Source organism: Caballeronia grimmiae (genome assembly GCF_022879615.1).
GTDB lineage: Bacteria > Pseudomonadota > Gammaproteobacteria > Burkholderiales > Burkholderiaceae > Caballeronia > Caballeronia grimmiae.
The window spans coordinates 43,768-61,059 of sequence record NZ_CP084275.1; the positions used below are offsets into that span (position 1 = coordinate 43,768).

Here is a 17,292-nt window from a genome sequence, read left to right on the forward strand (position 1 = left end):
GGCGTTTAGCTTGGCAAAGGCAACACCGCTACCGATCAAGGTGGCGATCTACCACAGAATCATCAACGGAGACATCTCCCGCGTGGTTGCGAAGGACTTTCGGATCAGTCAGCCGACAGCCCTGAAATACGCCGCGGATGTCATCGAGATGCTGAGGGGGCGGGATGACGTAGAGTCCGCGCCCAGCCTTCGCGCGTTCATGGCCCGAACGATCAAGAACCAGTCCTTCCAGTACGCCGACGAACCAGAGGTTCGTGCGCTGCTTGAGCCGATTCTTGCCCCGTACCTCGCGCAAGCCGAGACGATCGATTTCGCCGAGCGCGAAGGGGCTGATAACCCGCTTTCCACACGTGTCAATGCGACAACGTTCGAGCGGTTTCAGGGGATCGTCGCTGAAATGTCGGTGGATCGGCCCGACCTGACGCCTTCTGAACTTCTCCGCGAAATTGTCGAATCGTTCTGCGAACAGGCGGTCGTTCCGGCGCCGACCGTGAATATTGCTGATCCGAAGCACTTCCGTGACGCACTCACGGATTCGATCACGGATGTCCTTCGGAAGTTTGGCATTTCGGGCGTTTGATGGCCGCAGATAACCCGTTCGACCGCCCATCAGACGGCCCCGCCGTGCACATCGCAGCAGACGGCGCTCTTATCCGCCCTGCGCCGGTGAAGGATATGGTCCGCGAGCTCGCGTCTTCGCTCTCCGACCGTAGGCTGAACATTTTCGCTCCTCCCGACCTCAACTACTGGCACGCCTTTACGTGGGACGGCCAACGCTACGCCGCCAACCTGTACATCTGCGACAGCACCGCTGAGACCTTTCTCGACCTATTTCCGCTTGTCGCTGACGCGGCCGATATGGGTATGCCCCTTGCCATCGGACAGCGCGTTGCAGACTGCATTTTTCTCCTGCCTGCCGGAAACGCGTAGCTGATCGTTCGATCTCGCTCGCGGCACATCACGTTCCTATACACACCACGCCGAATGGGGGCGCGGAGCACGTCCGGCGCACGATTCCGTCTGCCTGTAGTTCATCCCGGAGTGCAAGGCTTTCGCGCGTAAGCGCGGCTACCAACTTCACTCAGGAGATCAACATGCAACAACAGAAGAAAGTGTCAATGCGGCACCTGTACCTGTACGCACATCTGCTGCTGGCAGAAGCAAGCCGCAAAGGTAAGGCCGTCCGTATCCAGTGGGCGAATATCCCTACCGCGTGCATCGGCCCTGATCCGGCGAATCCCAGCGGTCTGGTGATGACGCTTCCGCACATGGCGGCCGTGGGGACCGAAGAGGACGCGAAGTTGCTCAAGGCATTGGTATCGCATGAGATTCTTTGTCATGGGCACCATACCGACTTTACAGTTGTTCCAGCAAAGGGTATCGCAGGCGATCTTTCGAACGTTCTCGAAGATCCTCGCGGTGAACTGCTTGCGGCCAAGAAGTACAAGGGCTCGCAAAAGGTAATCCGAGAGGGAATCGAGATCCTGGTCGATCGGCAGATCTTCCGTGGTCCTGACCCTGACAAGGATACGCCCGCCTCGATCCTCGTGAGCTGGCTGGTCACCGAGCTGCGTTCTGAACTGCTTGGGCAAAACTGTCTGGAGCAATTCTCTATCGACTTCCGCAAGCTTGCGATTGAGCAGTTTGGCGCGAAGTTGACGGGTAAGGTGAAGGCCATCGCACTTGAAGGCGCCACCGCGATCGATACGCTTACCGCTGATAACGCGGCGCGGAAGATCGTCGAGTTGTTGAAGATGGCCAAGGAGGAACAGGAGAACCAGCAGGGACAAGACCAGAGCAACGGTCAGTCACAGCAAGGTGATCAGGGCTCCAACGACGCCGGCAATCAACAGCAGCAGAGCGATTCTGGCTCTGGGAGTGGCGATAGTCAGCAAGGCGGAAACCCGGGAGATCAGGGTGGCAAGCCGTCAGGTAGCAGCGGCCAGGGCGACCAACAGGGCTCCGGCTCGACGGCGAGTGACTTTGAACCAGCCCCCGGAGACTTGATCAAAGCGATCGACGATGTCCTGAACGCTGACTCGGCCGACCTCGGCAACTACGGCAAAGGGCTGGAAGATGTGCTGTGCTCCGGTAACGAAGCGATGCAGGAGGCGAAACAGGGCGGTCACGGTCAGAGCCACACTTCGGAAATGACGGAACGGCAAGCACCTTCGTATGCTTCCGCCGACAACCGGTCGCGTCTTCGCGCGGGTGCCAAGGCTACTGCCGCAGCACTGGCTCTGAAGATGGAAGATCTCCTCGAGGCGTTTTCGGCAGCCGTTCGGCGCAATTCGTCATCGGGTAAGCTTCGACCGAATCGCGTCTACCGCGTCGCGCTTGGTGACACTGACGTGTTCCGGAAGAAGGCTCGAACCGAAGAGCTCGATACCTGCATGTACCTGCTCGTGGACGAATCGTCGTCAATGAGTACGTGCTTCGACAGGGAACGGGCGCCGCAACTTCATAAGGCACAGGCCAGTCCGAACGATCCGCACCAGCATTTCGACGTATCGAGGGCTGTCGCGGCAGGACGCGTTGCTGTCGCGGCAGGTGAAGTACTCGATGGTGCGCAGATCCCGTTTGGCGTGGCGAGCTATAACACCGCAGTTCGTGAGTGGCAGGATTTCGACGGTAACTGGTCGAACACGCTGCAACGTTACGAGGCCGCAGCAACTGGCAGCACGAACACACACCTGGCTGTCGTGTGGGCGCTGCGCAAGTTTGTGGACCGGAACGAGCAACGGAAGGTACTCGCTGTGGTCACTGATGGCGATCCCGGCGACGCTACCGTTCTTGAGGCTGCGCTGAAAGAAGCGGAGATGTTTGGTGTCGAAGTTCGCTTCATCCTGATCGGTGCCAGCGAAGAGGTCCGTTACAAGGGCCTTTCTGCTGCGTACGGCGTAGCGACCAACGTTCGAGAGCTCGCCAAGGCAGTGTTCGGTTCTCTCGAAGCGGCAATCTGCTAACCCACGACCCCAGCGACTTTTGTCCTGGGGTTTTTTTTTGTTTCCTCGCCTCTCATCTCCGGGCGCTGACCGACAATATTCCGCGCACACACGCACCCACGCCGCGTCTCGCGATTGCATACCCGTGTTTCACATCACCCTCCTGTCAGGCCTTCGCAAGGGGCCATTCATTCCCACCTCAGGAGAAAAAGCATGGAAGCAATCGTTCGCAAGACAATCGACGAAGTTTTTGGTGTCGACGCAGCACCGTTCAAGGCAAGTGGCAACCAATCGACGACCTCGGTTCGCGTCTTTGCTGCCACACCGGAGACACCCGAGACAATCGACGGTTTCGCGTTTGAAGCAGACACGCTGCGTCGCGTGATGGTCTGGATGGCATCGGGCACGCTCCCGGCAACGTTCGCGAAGGCGAAGATGAAGCGTAACCTGATGGTATTTGGGCCGACCGGATGCGGCAAGACGGCGATGATCAGCCAGGTCTGCGCGCGAACCGGACGCTCTATGTTCCGCTATCAGTGCAGCGAAGACTCTGAGGCATCGCAACTGTTTGGCACGTGGAAACTGTGCGGCCCACAGGAAGTTAGCGAAAGCCAGTCGAACGCGCCTCAGATGACGTTTGTTGATGGGCCAGTTCTTCGCTGGGCGCGCACGCCGAATTCGATTCTGCTTCTAGACGAATTTGACCAGTTGGCCCCGTCGGTCGCGATGAGCCTCAACGGCGTGCTCGATGGAGACGACATCCTCGTGCCGGAAACCGGCGAGCGTATCAAGATCGCCGCCGGCTCGCTCATCGTAGCTACGGGTAATACCAACGGCCGTGGCTCGGCTGGCGGTAACGGAGGGAGCGCATCGCTGTATAAGGGCGTCAAGCGGCAGAACATCGCCAGCCTCGACCGCTTCTTTGTCATCAACGCAACCTACCTCGGCGAAGACGAAGAGAAGAAGCTGCTCCAGCATCAAGTCGGGATGGCAGAGAAGGCCGCCGAAGCGATGGCGAAGCTTGCAGCAACCGTTCGAAGCCAGTTTCTTGGGCTGAACGAAGATGCCGGTCAGAATGGTGAACCGTTGGAATTCACGATCACCACGCGCAACCTGCTCAACTGGGGCCTCACCCATCGTTTGCTGATGGCGATGGGTCTCGACAGCACGAGCGCCTTCAAAGAGGGCCTCCGCATGACGTTGCTGGACTTCGGGACGGTAGCTGAACGCTCGGCGATTCTCGACTCGTGGGACAACATCATCGGAGACATCTCCTAACCCCCATACCCTCGGCTTCGCGCCGGGGGTTTTTTATTTTGCAAACATCACCTCGCAGCGCAAATAAAAAACCCCTCAAGCGACATAGTCGACATGAGGGGCGGTCACGTTAGCGTGCATCTTTTTGGGGAGGCGTTGTCCTTGACCTCCATTACCGGCTCGTGCAAATACCACGATCCATGCGCTTTACAGCAATTCCCACACAACTGATCACCAAGCCTACGCTTGCGACCAAGCTGGCTAGGAAAAGTTGTGCTGCGTTAAGACTTTCCATGTCTAATTCCCCAAAAAAGGCGCTTGCCTAAACAGCTCTTACTCGTCTTTCAGCAGCCACAGAGCGACTGCGTTGAAGGTTACGAAAAGAACTGCGCCGAGGATAGCGAAGCCCACATCCGACAGGGTCAGGGCGGTGCCATTCAACATCTTTTGAACAGCGCCGAAGCCGAGCAGACCCCAGGTTGCGACTCCGATATCCTTCAACAGGCCAGCGAGATGCTCAATGACCTTTACGTGCTTCTTGGCCATGATTGAGCCGTCCTTTCTACAGTTCGTCTCCCGCGAGACGGTTGATGATAGCCCCTAGAGGCGGGACGAGAGTGTTGCTCTCGCACTAGGTTTGTCTGTGCGAGATAGATATGAAGAACACAGTCGTGTAATCGATCGTGTCTTAGGAGAAGAGAGAAGAGCGGGGCAGGGAGGAGGATACGGTACGCGGCAAAGAGCAAGCGACGAATATAACGACGCCGCCGCCTATACGTTCCCGCGCTTACGGACTTCGTATAGCCCGGCGTTTCGCATATCCATCTGCTATTTCAACCCATCAAGGAGCTATCCCATGAATCAGCAGAAAGATCATGCGTTAACAGAATCATCCGAAGTTGTCGAGCTGACCGTCGAAGCTTTACTGACTGGCGATCGGGTCGATCTACGGTCGTGTCCATTTCTGCGGACGCGTGCTACGGTCGAGTTCGAGTACGCGGTCGTCGAGTCGGTAGTGCGTGAAACACCCGACTGCGTCGCTGTCGCATACGAGGACATCGATGTCGTTGGCTATCGCGTCGGTACCAAGCTGAAAGTGTCGCCCGTAAAAGTAGAAGTGCCCGACATCATCTGGGAACACGCCTTCTGTACCGGAACCGCCAAAGTGAATGGAATGGCGATCGGCCATATTTCACTCCGCGGCAGGCCGGACCAGAAGGGCGCATTTGAGGTGGTGCTCTATAACTCTAACGGGGAAAAGAACAGTTGGTCCGGCAAACCTTTGCCGGCGGCCACCGCGAACGTCACTGGAGAACAGGCTGCTACTGCGCGTTTCCAGAGGTTGGTCAAAGACGCTCTTGTAAAACGGACGCCCAGTGATGTACTGAATGCCGTGGCGGGAGACAAAAAATGAAGAAACTTGCTATCAACACGCTCACCTTGTCAGTGGCTCTCGCCCGTCTTCTCGTAGCAAATATCGCGCATGCAGAGGATCAAGCTTCTGCTCCTGATAGCAGCGTGACGGTCGTCACACTCCACAGCGAATGGCGACCTGTCAACGGTGCCATCACACGCAACGGAGACCAGCTTTCGCATCAACCCATCAGGATCGTCGATGGGGGCGTGAAGAGCGCTGGCGATTCGTGCTGGAAATTGAGCGACACGGGTCAGTTGGTGTCCGTGCCAGGCAATTGCTACATGCTACGCTCAGCAGAAATCGGCGAGACTACGCCGGCACGATGACTGGTTTGGACCGGTCGACTTTGGTAACCCTCGAAGCCCTCTTTCTCACTGAGATTGAGGGTTTTTTCTTTTCGTTGAGCGATTACGCGTGCATGTCCTGCATCCCGGGTCACCAGGCCTTCGCAAGGGGTCTGTCTTTTTAACTCCTGGGAGATTCAGATGAGCCAAGCAGCAAACGACGCAGTCGCTGAAATGCAAGTTTTGAACAACGTCGCACTCTTCGACTTCATCATCGGCGGCAGCACGGGTGAAAAAACGGTGGAAGCCGACGATTTCATCCGCGAAGTCGGCAAGATGCTTCCCCGCGGTACCTTTTCGTGGGTATCGAAGTATCGCTCCGAAGCCAAACGCGAAATCCTGAAGGTCGGGGTTGCTCGTCGCGTCAACAACCGTGTTCGAGGCTACTTCGTGCCACTCGAGCAGGCGGGTTCTCTGTCGACAAAGCTGAAGAAGATTAAGGCTGATTTTCAGGCCGAGAAATCAAAGTTCCTCGCCAACCTGCCGATCATCATCGAAGATTGGGCTAACAGCCCGGTCAATTCCGGTGTGACCAGCAGCGGCCAGTCGAGGGCGACTTTGATCCGTCAACATGCGCCGAAGCGAGAGGATCTCGATCGCTTGCTGTCATTCGACACGTCGGCGATCCGGGTCGGTTCAACCGAATTCTTCGGGGCAGACGACGCATTGCAGACGGAAGTGAAGGGCTTGGTCGGTCAGGCAGCACTGGAAATCGCCGACGATGTGAAGAAGTCGTGGAAGGGTCCGAACGCAGGCCGCACGAGCAGCCGGGTGCTCGGTCTGATCCGTCGCATTCGCAACAAGGCCGTCGCGATGGGGGTTCTCTCCCCGAAGTTCAGTCGACTGGCCGAGATGTGCGACAAAGTGCTGTCCGCTGTGCCTGAAGGACAGAACATCGAGGGCATCGAATTTCTGATGGTCTCATCGTTGCTGTCGCGCTGCATGAAGCCGGAAGACATCCTCGCCGAGGACTCTGTCAAGTTCGATCCGCTGGATGTTCAACTGCCGGATACGGGTGTCGAAACACAACAACCCGCAGCTCTTGCACAGCCGGACACGTCCGATCTCTTCCTTGTGATCGGCGACGCAACGCCTAAAATTGAGGCAGCCCAAGCCACCGACCAAGGTGACGCTGAGCAACCTGCTTCGGAACCGGTGACCGCCGAGCCCGTTGCTGAAGCCCCAGTCGAGCCGCAGACCACGCTGGAACTGGTCCTGTAAAGTAAATCGCCCCAGTCTTCTTTCGAGAAAACTGGGGCGCTTTTTTTGTACGGGACTGATCGAGCGACTACTTATCCACAGACTACTCCACAGTTTCTGTGGATTCCTGTTCTCCCGGCGGACCAGCCAACTCGGGCACTTCGATCTGGGCCTTCTTCGTCAGCACCCTGTTGAATTCACGTTCATACAGCGCAGCAAAACCGGCCCGAAGCTTGATCGGGAGCGCGTGCCACTCCTCCTTCGTCGGGGCGTATGCGGTCCACTGCGTGTCTGCGGTCATCTTGACGATGGAGAGCCACATTTGATCATCCAGCGCCTTCGAATTCATGAAGTCCGATGGATCGAAGAAGTCAGCCAGAATGTAGACCTGAATCGTGGGGAGCCCCAAGAATTCTGCGACCTTCGAGAGCTTGTCCTTCCCGAGAGATTTGATCGTCCGGTTCCCGTTGGTCATCGAGTTCCAGTAAATCGGCGTGACACCCATGATGTCGGAGATGGTGCGCTCTGGGAGGTCACGTTCGACGAGCGTCTTCTTGATCAAGCGGATCAATCGGAGGCCCTCAACCTTTCGCTTATCGACTGCGGGCTGCGACTCCGCCTCTGCCAACTCGAGTTGCTCCGGGGCCTTCGAACCTCGCCCTTTGACCGTTTTGGCCGAAACTCGACGCTTGGGAGAGGGCGTGTTGGCCGCCGATGCGGCTTGCTTTTTGGTGGTCATAGCTCGACTCCAGGAAGGCTACGGCTCGTTAATAGGGTCCGGGGTCTTTGTACACCTTGAGTCGGATGCATCTACCCCGCATTTTCTTAGCAATTCGATTCTACACACATAACAACAAGATACAAGCACTTTTGCCGCTGAAACAAGTGGCTTTTTCTTACGTTACGCCACCTATGTCACGGATCGTCGTAATGACGCCGGGGATGATCGCCGTAATGGCGCCAGTTTGAAGTGGAGTAAAACGCGGATTCGAACGTACTCAAGGATGCGTTTTTTTAGCCGATTTCGCAAGCCGCATCTGGTCGGGTTCGGGCATTGGTCTGGGCGCCCGGAAACTGTCACCATCAAGCACGATGCGATAGGCGCCGTGTCGTAGGCGATCGAGTGTCGCAGCGCCCAGGATGCGGTTGCCGGCGAACGCATCGCCCCATTCGCTGAAGTCGAGATTACTCGTCAGGATCGTCGCGGCGCTCTCGTACCGTTCCGCGATCAGGTCGTGGAAGTCTTCATCCTGCGGCGAGCGCAGCGGCTTGAGCGCGAAGTCGTCGACGATCAGGACCGGTACGCCTGCAAGCTGCTTCAGTTTGCGCTCATAGGTACCGGTCGCGCGCGCTGCCTGCAGACTGTTCAATAGCCTAGTCTGCGTGGCGAACACGACATCACGCCCCTGCCGGGCGGCGCAATTGCCGAGCGCCTGGGCTAAGTGCGACTTGCCGGTACCGGTTGGCCCGGCAATGAGAATCGCGACCTTCTCATCGATATAGCGACCGGTAGCGAGGTCGTGGATATGGGCTCGATTCAGGTTCGGCAGCCGGTCGAAGTCGAACGTTTCCAGGGTCTTGCCCATTGCGAAGCCAGCACGGGCCAGACGGGTGCGCAGCTTCTTCTGGTCACGTCGGGCGACTTCATCGTGCAGCAGCATGGCGAGGAACTCCGTGTAGGCGAGCTGGCCGTCAATGGCCTGCCGGTTGCGTTGCTCAAGGGAATCGAGCACGCCAGACAGGCGCAACTGCTTGAGGGTCGTGTTAAGTTCAGGACTGGGATTCATGCGCGTTTAGTGGATCAGCAGGGATTGGAGATTGCGACCGAAGCGGCCACCGTTGACGTAGGTATCGGTGAGCGTTTGCGGGGACTCTGCGATGGGCTCGCTCTCCAGACCTTTGTCCAGAATCGTCTTGACGGTTCGCCACCTCGGGCTGGCATGCGCTAGCGCCCGTTCGCATGCAGCATCCAGCCGGGTGTCACCAACCTTGCCGCGAAGCCGGATGATGCCCTGCGCGCCGCGCAGGTTGACGAGCACCTCATCGTTGAAGAGCGCTAGAACCAGCGCGTGGCAGGACGGACCGATTTCTTTGGCCTGCGCCAGACACCATTGCGGATCGTGTTCGAGCCACGCCTGTGCTGCCGGCGGCTGATGATCGCGAACGGTTGAGCGCGCACCGGGTTTGCGCAGCCGGGGATGGGTGGCGACGAGTTCGTGCTGATGGAACAGCTGCACGACCGTGTCTGTTGCCTTCACCCACAGCGTCTTGCCGACCAGGGCGAACGGCACCGAGTAGAGCGCCTTGTGATGCTGGATGTGAGCATCACGATGAACGGTGACCGTGGACCATGCTGCGAGCACCGGCGGCACATCGGGCAACGCCGTCAACAGCGGCTTCTCGATGGCGAAGCGTGCCAGCGGCTGTTCGCGTGTCGTGCCGTGTTCACGAACGCTGGCTTCCCGCATGATCCATTCGCGCAGTTGCCGATTGGCATCCGGAAGATCACGAAACGCGCGCAGCGGCATGAAGGACTTCTTGACGTATTTGACGCCCGATTCAACGACGCCCTTCTTCTGCGGGTCGTGCGGGGGACAGGCATCGATCCTGAAGCCATATCCTTCAGCGAGGCCCGCGTATGAGCGCTGGACCTCGGGGTCGTACGTGCATGCCCTGATGATCGCGCACTTCGCGTTGTCGATGATGATTCGCCCGGGGCAGCCGCCGAACCACTCGAAGGCGCGCCGGTGGCAGGCCAGCCACGTCTCGACGGTCTGATCGAACACAAGTTCGACATACTGATGACGCGACCAGCATAGCGTCATGACGAAGAACCACGTCTTGAGCGTGTGACCTGATTCGTGGATGAGCGCGGGACCGGCGCCGAAGTCAACCTGCGCGGCATCGGCCGGCGGGAAGTCCAGAATCGTCGTCGCGGTGACACTGCGTTCGGCCTCCAGATGCTTGAGGAAGCGGCGCACAGCCGAGTAGCTGCCGGTGTAACCATGGTTACGTTTGAGTGCACTGTGAATCGTCGTGCCCTGCACGTCAGCCGCGAACCAGTTGCGGATCTGCTCGCGAAAGGGCTCGAGGGTCGACACGCAGGTGCTGGGCAGATGCGGCGTGCGGCCGAACTGACCGGCGATCACAGTGTCTTGCGGCAGCGGCAGCGCCGGATCGAGCCAGCCGAGCTCTTGCGCGGTGCGCCTTACGGCGGTGAGCTTCTTGCGGCCCATGAGCCCGGCGCGCGCTATGTCGCGGTCGGAATCGCCTTGCCGCATACGGACAAGGACTTGGCGGTACTCAAACAATTCGAACCTCCGGTTGGCCATGGGCGCTCCGCTCAGAAAAGAGCGAAGCGTACCCAGCTGGGAAAGTTCGAACCGCGTTCTGCTACACGGCGCAGGTGGCGCCTATACGCCGATCATCGGGTGGCGCCATTACGGCGATCATGGACTGGCTCCATTACGCCGATCCTGCGCTGGCGCCTATGCGCCGATCATCAATTGGCTCCTATACGGCGATCCGTGACAACCTATGACAAACGATTGGTATAGCTTTGTCGTTTCGTTGTATTATCGATACGTGTTCAGTATAATTTCTGTGCGCGAACGTACCGATCAACTCAATCAGGAGATTCTCCATGCTGCCCATGGACGCCAAGAAGAACGCCGACTCCTATTCGTATCCGAACGGGATGCTGAATTCGGGGTATATCGGCGGTGTGCTCCGCAAGCCGGGTGATGGCGTGTGCTACATCCAGCAAACCCGCAGTGAAAACCACATGCTTCCGATCGAATTCGATCCGAAGAAGACGCCGCTGCCCCGAAACCTCCAGGAAGGCGATCTGGTCTTTGCGATCTGCCACGCCTTTGGAGACAAGGAAGGCGACCAACGCGTCGTGCGGCTTCGCAGTATTTCGTTCGAGCAGCCGAACACCATGCATATGGACAAGCGCTATGCAGAAGACCTGCTGCGCAAGTGGGGTACGCTCGTGCACGAAGCGGCGAAAGACTCTGGGGTTCCCAGCTCGATCAAGCGCCTCGAAGAGCAGTTCGGACGGCCGGAAGACACTCAAAAGCGACTCGACGCAATCGACTGGCGCGTCATGGGGCTGAACCGCAACGCGACCAACAACGTGCGTGTTGCTGGCTTCATCCAAGCGAAATCGCTTGAACGCAATCGCGTCGGCCCCGAAGGCAAGCCGCTCAACGATCGACTCGTGGTGCTGTTGCGCCAAACCAAGGACGCCGACAAGTGCCTCTCGATCCGCTGGTACGGGAAGAACCTTCAGCCGCTCGCCGACAAACTCCAGCGCGGATTTGCGGTCAGCGTCAGTGCTGAATTCCGGCTCGACGTGAAGGCCATTGGCGCCCCCGATCCGGAAACGAAGATCGCGCCAGTGTCGATCATTCCTTTTCTCCAGGCGAAGGATTTTCCGGCTCCCGTTCCTCCGGGTTCGGAATTCATCAAGGTCATCCCCGCGTGGGCCGTCGAGCTGTTCGAGCGCGAAGCACGTCCGGTCCGCGAAGCCGCAGCAACGGCCACGAGCGCGGAAACGCCCGCCGGCGGGGATGTGGATCGCACGGCACTTTTCGCCTCCGCCTTCAACCAGCCCGAGCAGTAAAGCGCGGAAGGCCCCTGTAAGTCTTGAGGGCGCAGGGGCCAACGCAGAAGCGGAGTAGGCTGCGCTCGCTGTAAGAACAGGCGCCGCAAGCCGATGTGGGCTGCCACATTCAGCAGCCTTGAACGGAACACCCTATCTTGCCCGGTGGCCGGCCGGCAAATTCAGCCACCCTGCGGCTGGCCCCCTGAGCAGTAATCACACACCCAAATTCAGAGGGGAACACAGTCGATGGGGAAAACTCTCATCATTGCCGAAAAGCCTTCAGTTGCTAAGGACATCGCTCTGGCGCTGGGGGGGTTCGGGCGCGTCGATAATTGGCTTGAAAGCCCGGATGTCATCATCTCATCGGCGCAAGGCCATCTGGTTGAGGTTTTCTCGACGTTGATGGACACATCCGGCAAGGATCTCCAGTCACTCCCTGTCATCCCGCCTTCATTCGATCTGCGCGTGATCGACGGTGCCAACAGGCCTCAACTATTTGCGCAACTCAAGCGTCTTATGTCTCGCCAAGACGTTGACGCCGTAGTTAACGCTTGTGACGCGGGGCGGGAAGGTGAACTGATCTTCCGCCTGATTTACAAGCTGGCGGGCTGTACGAAACCAATGAAGCGCATGTGGTTTCGATCAATGACCCCCGAGGCTATTCGGGAATCGTTCCACTCGATGAAACCTGGCGCGGATTTCGACGGGCTATCAGACGCCGCGTTCTGTCGCACCGAGGGCGATTACCTTGTCGGGATCAACGGGTCACGTGGCGTAACTCGCCTGTACGAACGACAGACGGCATCTGTCGAGAATCGTTCGGTTGGTCGCGTCCAGACGCCGACGGGTGCGCTGGTCTACGATCGGGAAATGGCTATCCGAACCTTTAGAGCCAAGGACTATTGGGAAGTCCATGGTCATTTCGGCGTCGCTGCCGGAAACTATGTCGGAAAGTGGTTCGATCCTAATTTTAAGGCCTCCGGCGAACAACAAGAGCTGGGTGAGGGCGGCGGCAGCGGAAAATCGGACGAGACCGCTAACCGGTTCTTTGAGAAGGACAGGGCGGACGCGATTGTCGCAAAGTGCAGCGGGACGAACCCAACCGATGTCCGCGAAGAGTCGAAGCCGACTGCGAAGGGATCACCGCGGCTATACGACCTGACGAGCCTACAGCGCGAGGCCAACCGCAAGCTGGGCCTTTCGTCCAAACGCACTCTCGACATCGCGCAGGCGCTCTACGAGAAGCACAAGGTCACAACCTACCCTCGCACTGACTCCAGCTTCCTGCCGGAGGATTACGTCGCAAAAGCGCAATCCACGATCGAGTCACTGGTGGGCACGACATACGAACCGCACGCGAAGCGCGTGATCGATGGTGGCTGGGTAAAACCGGACAAGAAGATATTCGACAACGGCAAGATTAGCGACCACTTCGCCATTATTCCGACGGGCAAGCGTCCCGAAGGCCTCACGCCGGAAGAGGGAAAGGTGTACGACATGATCGTGCGCCGCTTTCTCGCCGTGTTTCACCCGGCGGCGCAATACCAGGTCACAACCCGAATCACGGTCGTCGCTGGCGAGCATTTCAAATCATCCGGCCGCGTGCTGATCAGCGAAGGCTGGATGGCTGTCTACGGCGCAGATGTCGACGATGAAGATAAGAAGACGCCAGCCTTGGTGAAGTATGAAGCGGGCGAGGCGGTAACGACAGTCAGGATCGAGCTGAAGACGCTCAAGACGAAGCCGCCTCTTCGGTACACCGAGGACACGCTTCTTGCCGCCATGGAGAGCGCCGGCAAGTTCGTCGATGACGACGAGTTAGCGGATGCCATGAAGGAAAGGGGGCTCGGCACCCCCGCGACGCGTGCAGCGATTATTGAAGGGCTGCTCGCAGACAAAGACGGAAAGGGTAATCCGAAAGAACCGTATCTGAAGCGCGACGGCAAAAGCCTGGTGCCCACGCCCAAACTCATCAGCCTGATCGAGTTCCTGCGTAATAACGGGATCGAACTGCTTGCGTCGCCAAAGCTGACTGGGGAATGGGAGCACAAGTTGCGTCTGATTGAGCGGGGCGAATATCGACGCGATGCGTTCAACAACGAGATCGGTGATTTGACGCGCCAGATCATCGACGCAATTCGCAAGAAAGCAGCTGAGGTCGTAGTAAAGAAGCTCGACGCCAAATGCCCTCAATGCGGCGGCGAGATCGCGATCGGTGCAAGAACGTTTGACTGCGAATCGGCCTGCGGCTTCCGACTGTGGAAAGAGATTGCAGGGCGTCAACTGAAGCCATCAGAGGCCAATACGTTGCTGACCACGCGCGTGGTCATGAACCTCAATAACTTCATCAGCAACAGCAAAAAGAAGTTCACCGCGTGCCTGCGTCTCAATGACGAGCACAAGGTGGAGTTCTTCTTTGACGAAACTGTAAACACCACCGATGCATCTGGCAATCCGGTGCATTGCCCCGTCTGCGAGAAGCTGATGCGTCGGATTTCCGGTGCTAATGGTCACTTCTGGTCGTGCACTGACCGTGAAAATTGCAAGACGACACTGGATGACAGTGCGGGAAATCCCGTGCCGAAGGTGGCCGCTCAGCCTTGCCCCAAATGCAGCTCAGACATGAACCGCGTCCGGGGAAAGAAAGGTTACTTCTGGTCTTGTACAGATCGGGAAGGCTGCAAAAACACGATGGACGACAAGGACGGTGCCCCGGTGACCAGGCCCGATCCAATTGCGTGTCCGGATTGTGGAGCGCAGATGTTCAGGCGCGAGCGCCGCGATAAGAAGGGCTACTTCTGGGGTTGTAGCGCGTTCAAGAAGGATGGCGGTGGATGCGGCTGCATTTTGCAAGATGACAACGGCAAGCCGGTAATGAAAGCTGGTGCTAGTGCTACCGGTGCCACGAGCGAAGGAGCATTCCTGTGAACTCGAAGAACCGGATCTTCCGGGCCGCACTCATGGTCTTCGGCTTCTGGTGGATCATACTGACCCTGGTCGAGTTCGGCGGCTCGCCGCTCGAAGTGATTCAGAACTGGGGCTACGTGTCCTACTCCCTTGGGTACTGGTTAGCCGGCACCTTGGGCGGCTTCGGCATCGGCGTCTGGCTGATCTGGTTCGAACGAGTTCAGGCGATGAACCGGCTCTACAAGGGCCGGGGCGGCAACGCCGTCAACGGGATATGGTCGACACTCGGTCATGTCCCCATGTTGGCGCCCGCGTCCCCGCGCGTCCCGACTGCTTCTCAGCGCCTTCCGATTCAAAGCAAGATCGTGTCCGGCTGGGTAGAGAAGACCAAGGTCGAACACCCCGAGCATGCGGCATTCTTCCTTGCAGTATGGGATGTGTACTCTGCTCACAAGGGGCACCCGGCAACCCACCGGAAGGGCGGCCATGCAAATCGCCGGTTGTGGGAGCATTGCCTCGCGGTGACCGAGATGGCTCTCCAAGAGGCTGGAGCTTGGACATACGAAGGCGTGCACGCGAAGAAGCGCGGGAAAGCCAAGCGTCTCATCATCGCCAAGCGCAATCCGGAATATGTGTTTGATGCGGCAGACCCGCTGGTGCCGATCATCGCGCTGGCTCACGACTTCGGCAAACTCGAAGCCTATACGATCAACGAAGACGGCAGCATCGCCACGCGCGAAGAAGGGTCGAGTACCGACCACGATGACGACCGCATCTTTCATGACTCGTTGGGCGCCCGGATGCTCGCGCGTCTCCCGGAATATTGGAAGCTGTCTGCACGCGATCGCCGTGCCATCAACCTCGTGATTGGACATTACCATCATCCGAGCGCCTTTCCCGTGGATGAAAATGGCCTCGCAATAGATGACCGGATGTCGGCGTTGATGGAATTCCTGATCTATGTCGACAAAAAAACTGGGCTGATCGAGAGCGGCCGTGATGCCGCGGACGAGGATGACGAAATCACGGAAGAGCAAGCGACCTCTATCTACAACGCCTTTGTTGAAGTGGTCACGGAATTCGGCCGCGTCAACGGCACTGGCGACAAAGCGCGCGATGCCACGTTCAAGATCGGGCAAAAGCACGACGGGCTGATTGTCGTGAAAGAGCTTGAACTCCGGCGCCTCATTCTCGCGAAGCTTGGATGGTCTCTCGACGAGGGCGAATCCCGTTATCGCGTGACCATGAACCTTCTGTTCACGCTGGGCGAGAAGGGGTTGCTCTACGACCAGCACAACGGCATCGATTTTGCGCGCTACCACCCAATGTATGCGGTCTCTTTCCGCAGTAGCAAGAACGGGCAGCATATTTCGACGTGGGAACCTGTCGTCATCTTCAAACCGCTGACGACAACGCCTGAATTTGCGGAGCTAGGTGGCTTGCCGAATTTCGGCTCACGAATGGTGATCAATAAGCCTATCTATACGCACAATCCGGGCATTCGTGATCCCGAGGTGCTTCGTGACCTCGTCCGCCGCGCGTTTGGCGACGACGTAGCCCGTGGTATCAAGATCAGTGGCAGAAGCGAGACCAAGGCGCAAACGAAGTTGCGGCTTGAGAAGGGCCCGGTCGCGACCACCACAGAGCCTGCGGTGACACCTGCCCCAGCCGCGACACCTGCCGCGTCCCCCCCTGTGAACCAGTCTCCGGCGGCTGTTTCGGCGGCTGTTCCGGCTGCTGTTCCGGCCACCGCAGCGGTGAAGACGGCAGCGAACAGCGTATCCGAGAACTCGAGTGCCAACGTCAAAAACCCGGATGCGAGCGCAGTCGCGGCGCCGGTGGACGTGCCTTCCGTCCCAGTGAATGATTCTGAGGCACTCTCAGTAGCCGCGGATGCAGATGAGGATAACAACCACGAGCTCGACGCATCCGATATACCAACGATCGGGGGCGATTCAGACTCCGCTGTTGAGGGTGATTTGCCGACGATCGGACCCGTCGAAGCATCGCACGCTGAAGATCCGTTCGACGATATTCTGCCCAAGGCTGGCGAAGGCGCTGAAGACATGGGCTCGATATTTGATGGCGGAGACTTCGCTGACTTCCCGTCATCCTCAGTGGGTTTAGACGGCACTCCGCCACAGGCCTCAGTGCCAACGGTCGAGGTTCCGCCGGCGCAGCCCGCCGCTGAAGACTTTACCGCTAGCCAGGCTTCGGAACAGCCGCTGATCGTTGACCGGCCGGGGATCGCCATACCCGACGCCGATATGCCGAACGTCCGGAAGAAACAGTCACCCGAGAAGGAGGCTGCCGCGCTCGAAGCCCTGTCTGCGCTAGGAGCGATGACCGATCCGCTGTTATTCAGCAAACGAACACCAAAGGTTAAGCCAGTCAAACGTACCGCGACGAAAACGCTCGAACGGTTGAAGGATCTTATCGCCTCGAAGCAACTGGTCGTATGCGGCAACAGAAATGGCTTCAACTATGTTCTCGCCACTGACATCCCGAAGGTCGCGAGCGACATCGATATCGAGGAACTCGCCAAATCCGCCAAACTGCCAAGCATTGAGCCTCAGCCTGGCGCAATGATGGTCGGCATCCCGGAGTGACCAC

14 protein-coding genes are annotated in these 17,292 nt (G+C 58.3%); 10 read left to right on the plus strand and 4 right to left on the minus strand.

The genetic code is table 11. The annotated features are described in order from the left end of the window. Positions 1 to 10 precede the first annotated feature (10 nt). From LDZ21_RS26505 to LDZ21_RS26520, 4 genes are all read left to right on the plus strand, one after another. Positions 11 to 580: a hypothetical protein gene (locus tag LDZ21_RS26505; RefSeq protein ID WP_011876115.1), complete on the plus strand. Its 570-nt coding sequence runs from the start codon at positions 11 to 13 to the stop codon at positions 578 to 580. Beyond that, on the plus strand, positions 580 to 930 hold the full coding sequence (locus LDZ21_RS26510) for a hypothetical protein (RefSeq protein WP_244797572.1): 351 nt from the start codon (positions 580 to 582) through the stop codon (positions 928 to 930). Before LDZ21_RS26505 ends, LDZ21_RS26510 begins: the two co-directional genes overlap by 1 nt. Positions 931 to 1,094: 164 nt before the next feature. Next, complete coding sequence (locus LDZ21_RS26515; protein WP_244797573.1) at positions 1,095 to 2,966, plus strand: vWA domain-containing protein; 1,872 nt, start codon at positions 1,095 to 1,097, stop codon at positions 2,964 to 2,966. Positions 2,967 to 3,158: 192 nt separating this feature from the next. Continuing rightward, entirely contained in the window at positions 3,159 to 4,223 is a 1,065-nt protein-coding gene (locus tag LDZ21_RS26520; RefSeq protein WP_244797574.1) for an AAA family ATPase, read from the plus strand. Positions 4,224 to 4,535: 312 nt separating this feature from the next. On the opposite strand, the gene LDZ21_RS26525 is transcribed toward LDZ21_RS26520, so the two are convergent. Next, positions 4,536 to 4,748 (minus strand): hypothetical protein, encoded by a 213-nt coding sequence (locus tag LDZ21_RS26525; RefSeq protein ID WP_244797575.1) that lies wholly within the window; start codon positions 4,746 to 4,748, stop codon positions 4,536 to 4,538. A gap of 310 nt (positions 4,749 to 5,058) precedes the next feature. Here LDZ21_RS26525 and LDZ21_RS26530 point away from each other — a divergent pair, with 310 nt between their 5' ends. The 3 genes from LDZ21_RS26530 to LDZ21_RS26540 all read left to right on the plus strand — a co-directional run bounded on the left by LDZ21_RS26530 (position 5,059) and on the right by LDZ21_RS26540 (position 7,184). Next, positions 5,059 to 5,616 (plus strand): hypothetical protein, encoded by a 558-nt coding sequence (locus tag LDZ21_RS26530; protein ID WP_244797576.1) that lies wholly within the window; start codon positions 5,059 to 5,061, stop codon positions 5,614 to 5,616. Beyond that, on the plus strand, positions 5,613 to 5,945 hold the full coding sequence (locus LDZ21_RS26535) for a hypothetical protein (protein ID WP_244797577.1): 333 nt from the start codon (positions 5,613 to 5,615) through the stop codon (positions 5,943 to 5,945). Before LDZ21_RS26530 ends, LDZ21_RS26535 begins: the two co-directional genes overlap by 4 nt. Positions 5,946 to 6,104: 159 nt before the next feature. After that, positions 6,105 to 7,184 carry a DUF3150 domain-containing protein gene (locus LDZ21_RS26540; protein ID WP_244797578.1) on the plus strand — a complete coding sequence of 360 codons (1,080 nt, stop codon included), beginning with the start codon at positions 6,105 to 6,107 and terminating at the stop codon, positions 7,182 to 7,184. 82 nt (positions 7,185 to 7,266) lie between these two features. Here LDZ21_RS26540 and LDZ21_RS26545 read toward each other — a convergent pair whose 3' ends face one another. From LDZ21_RS26545 to istA, 3 genes are all read right to left on the minus strand, one after another. Beyond that, entirely contained in the window at positions 7,267 to 7,902 is a 636-nt protein-coding gene (locus LDZ21_RS26545; protein ID WP_244797579.1) for an XRE family transcriptional regulator, read from the minus strand. A 259-nt stretch (positions 7,903 to 8,161) separates the two neighbouring features. After that, a complete protein-coding gene (istB, locus tag LDZ21_RS26550; RefSeq protein WP_244797580.1) occupies positions 8,162 to 8,950 on the minus strand; it encodes an IS21-like element helper ATPase IstB in 789 nt (262 codons plus the stop codon). A 6-nt stretch (positions 8,951 to 8,956) separates the two neighbouring features. Continuing rightward, on the minus strand, positions 8,957 to 10,474 hold the full coding sequence (gene istA / locus LDZ21_RS26555) for an IS21 family transposase (RefSeq protein WP_244797688.1): 1,518 nt from the start codon (positions 10,472 to 10,474) through the stop codon (positions 8,957 to 8,959). A gap of 332 nt (positions 10,475 to 10,806) precedes the next feature. On the opposite strand from istA, the gene LDZ21_RS26560 reads away from it, so the two are divergent. The 3 genes from LDZ21_RS26560 (at position 10,807) to LDZ21_RS26570 (ending at position 17,288) form a co-directional block, all read left to right on the plus strand. Then, positions 10,807 to 11,790, plus strand: coding sequence for a hypothetical protein (locus LDZ21_RS26560; RefSeq protein ID WP_244797581.1), 984 nt, complete (start codon positions 10,807 to 10,809; stop codon positions 11,788 to 11,790). Positions 11,791 to 12,018: 228 nt separating this feature from the next. Further along, positions 12,019 to 14,700 carry a DNA topoisomerase gene (locus LDZ21_RS26565; RefSeq protein ID WP_244797582.1) on the plus strand — a complete coding sequence of 894 codons (2,682 nt, stop codon included), beginning with the start codon at positions 12,019 to 12,021 and terminating at the stop codon, positions 14,698 to 14,700. Continuing rightward, a complete protein-coding gene (locus LDZ21_RS26570; protein ID WP_244797583.1) occupies positions 14,697 to 17,288 on the plus strand; it encodes an HD domain-containing protein in 2,592 nt (863 codons plus the stop codon). Before LDZ21_RS26565 ends, LDZ21_RS26570 begins: the two co-directional genes overlap by 4 nt. Positions 17,289 to 17,292 lie beyond the last annotated feature (4 nt).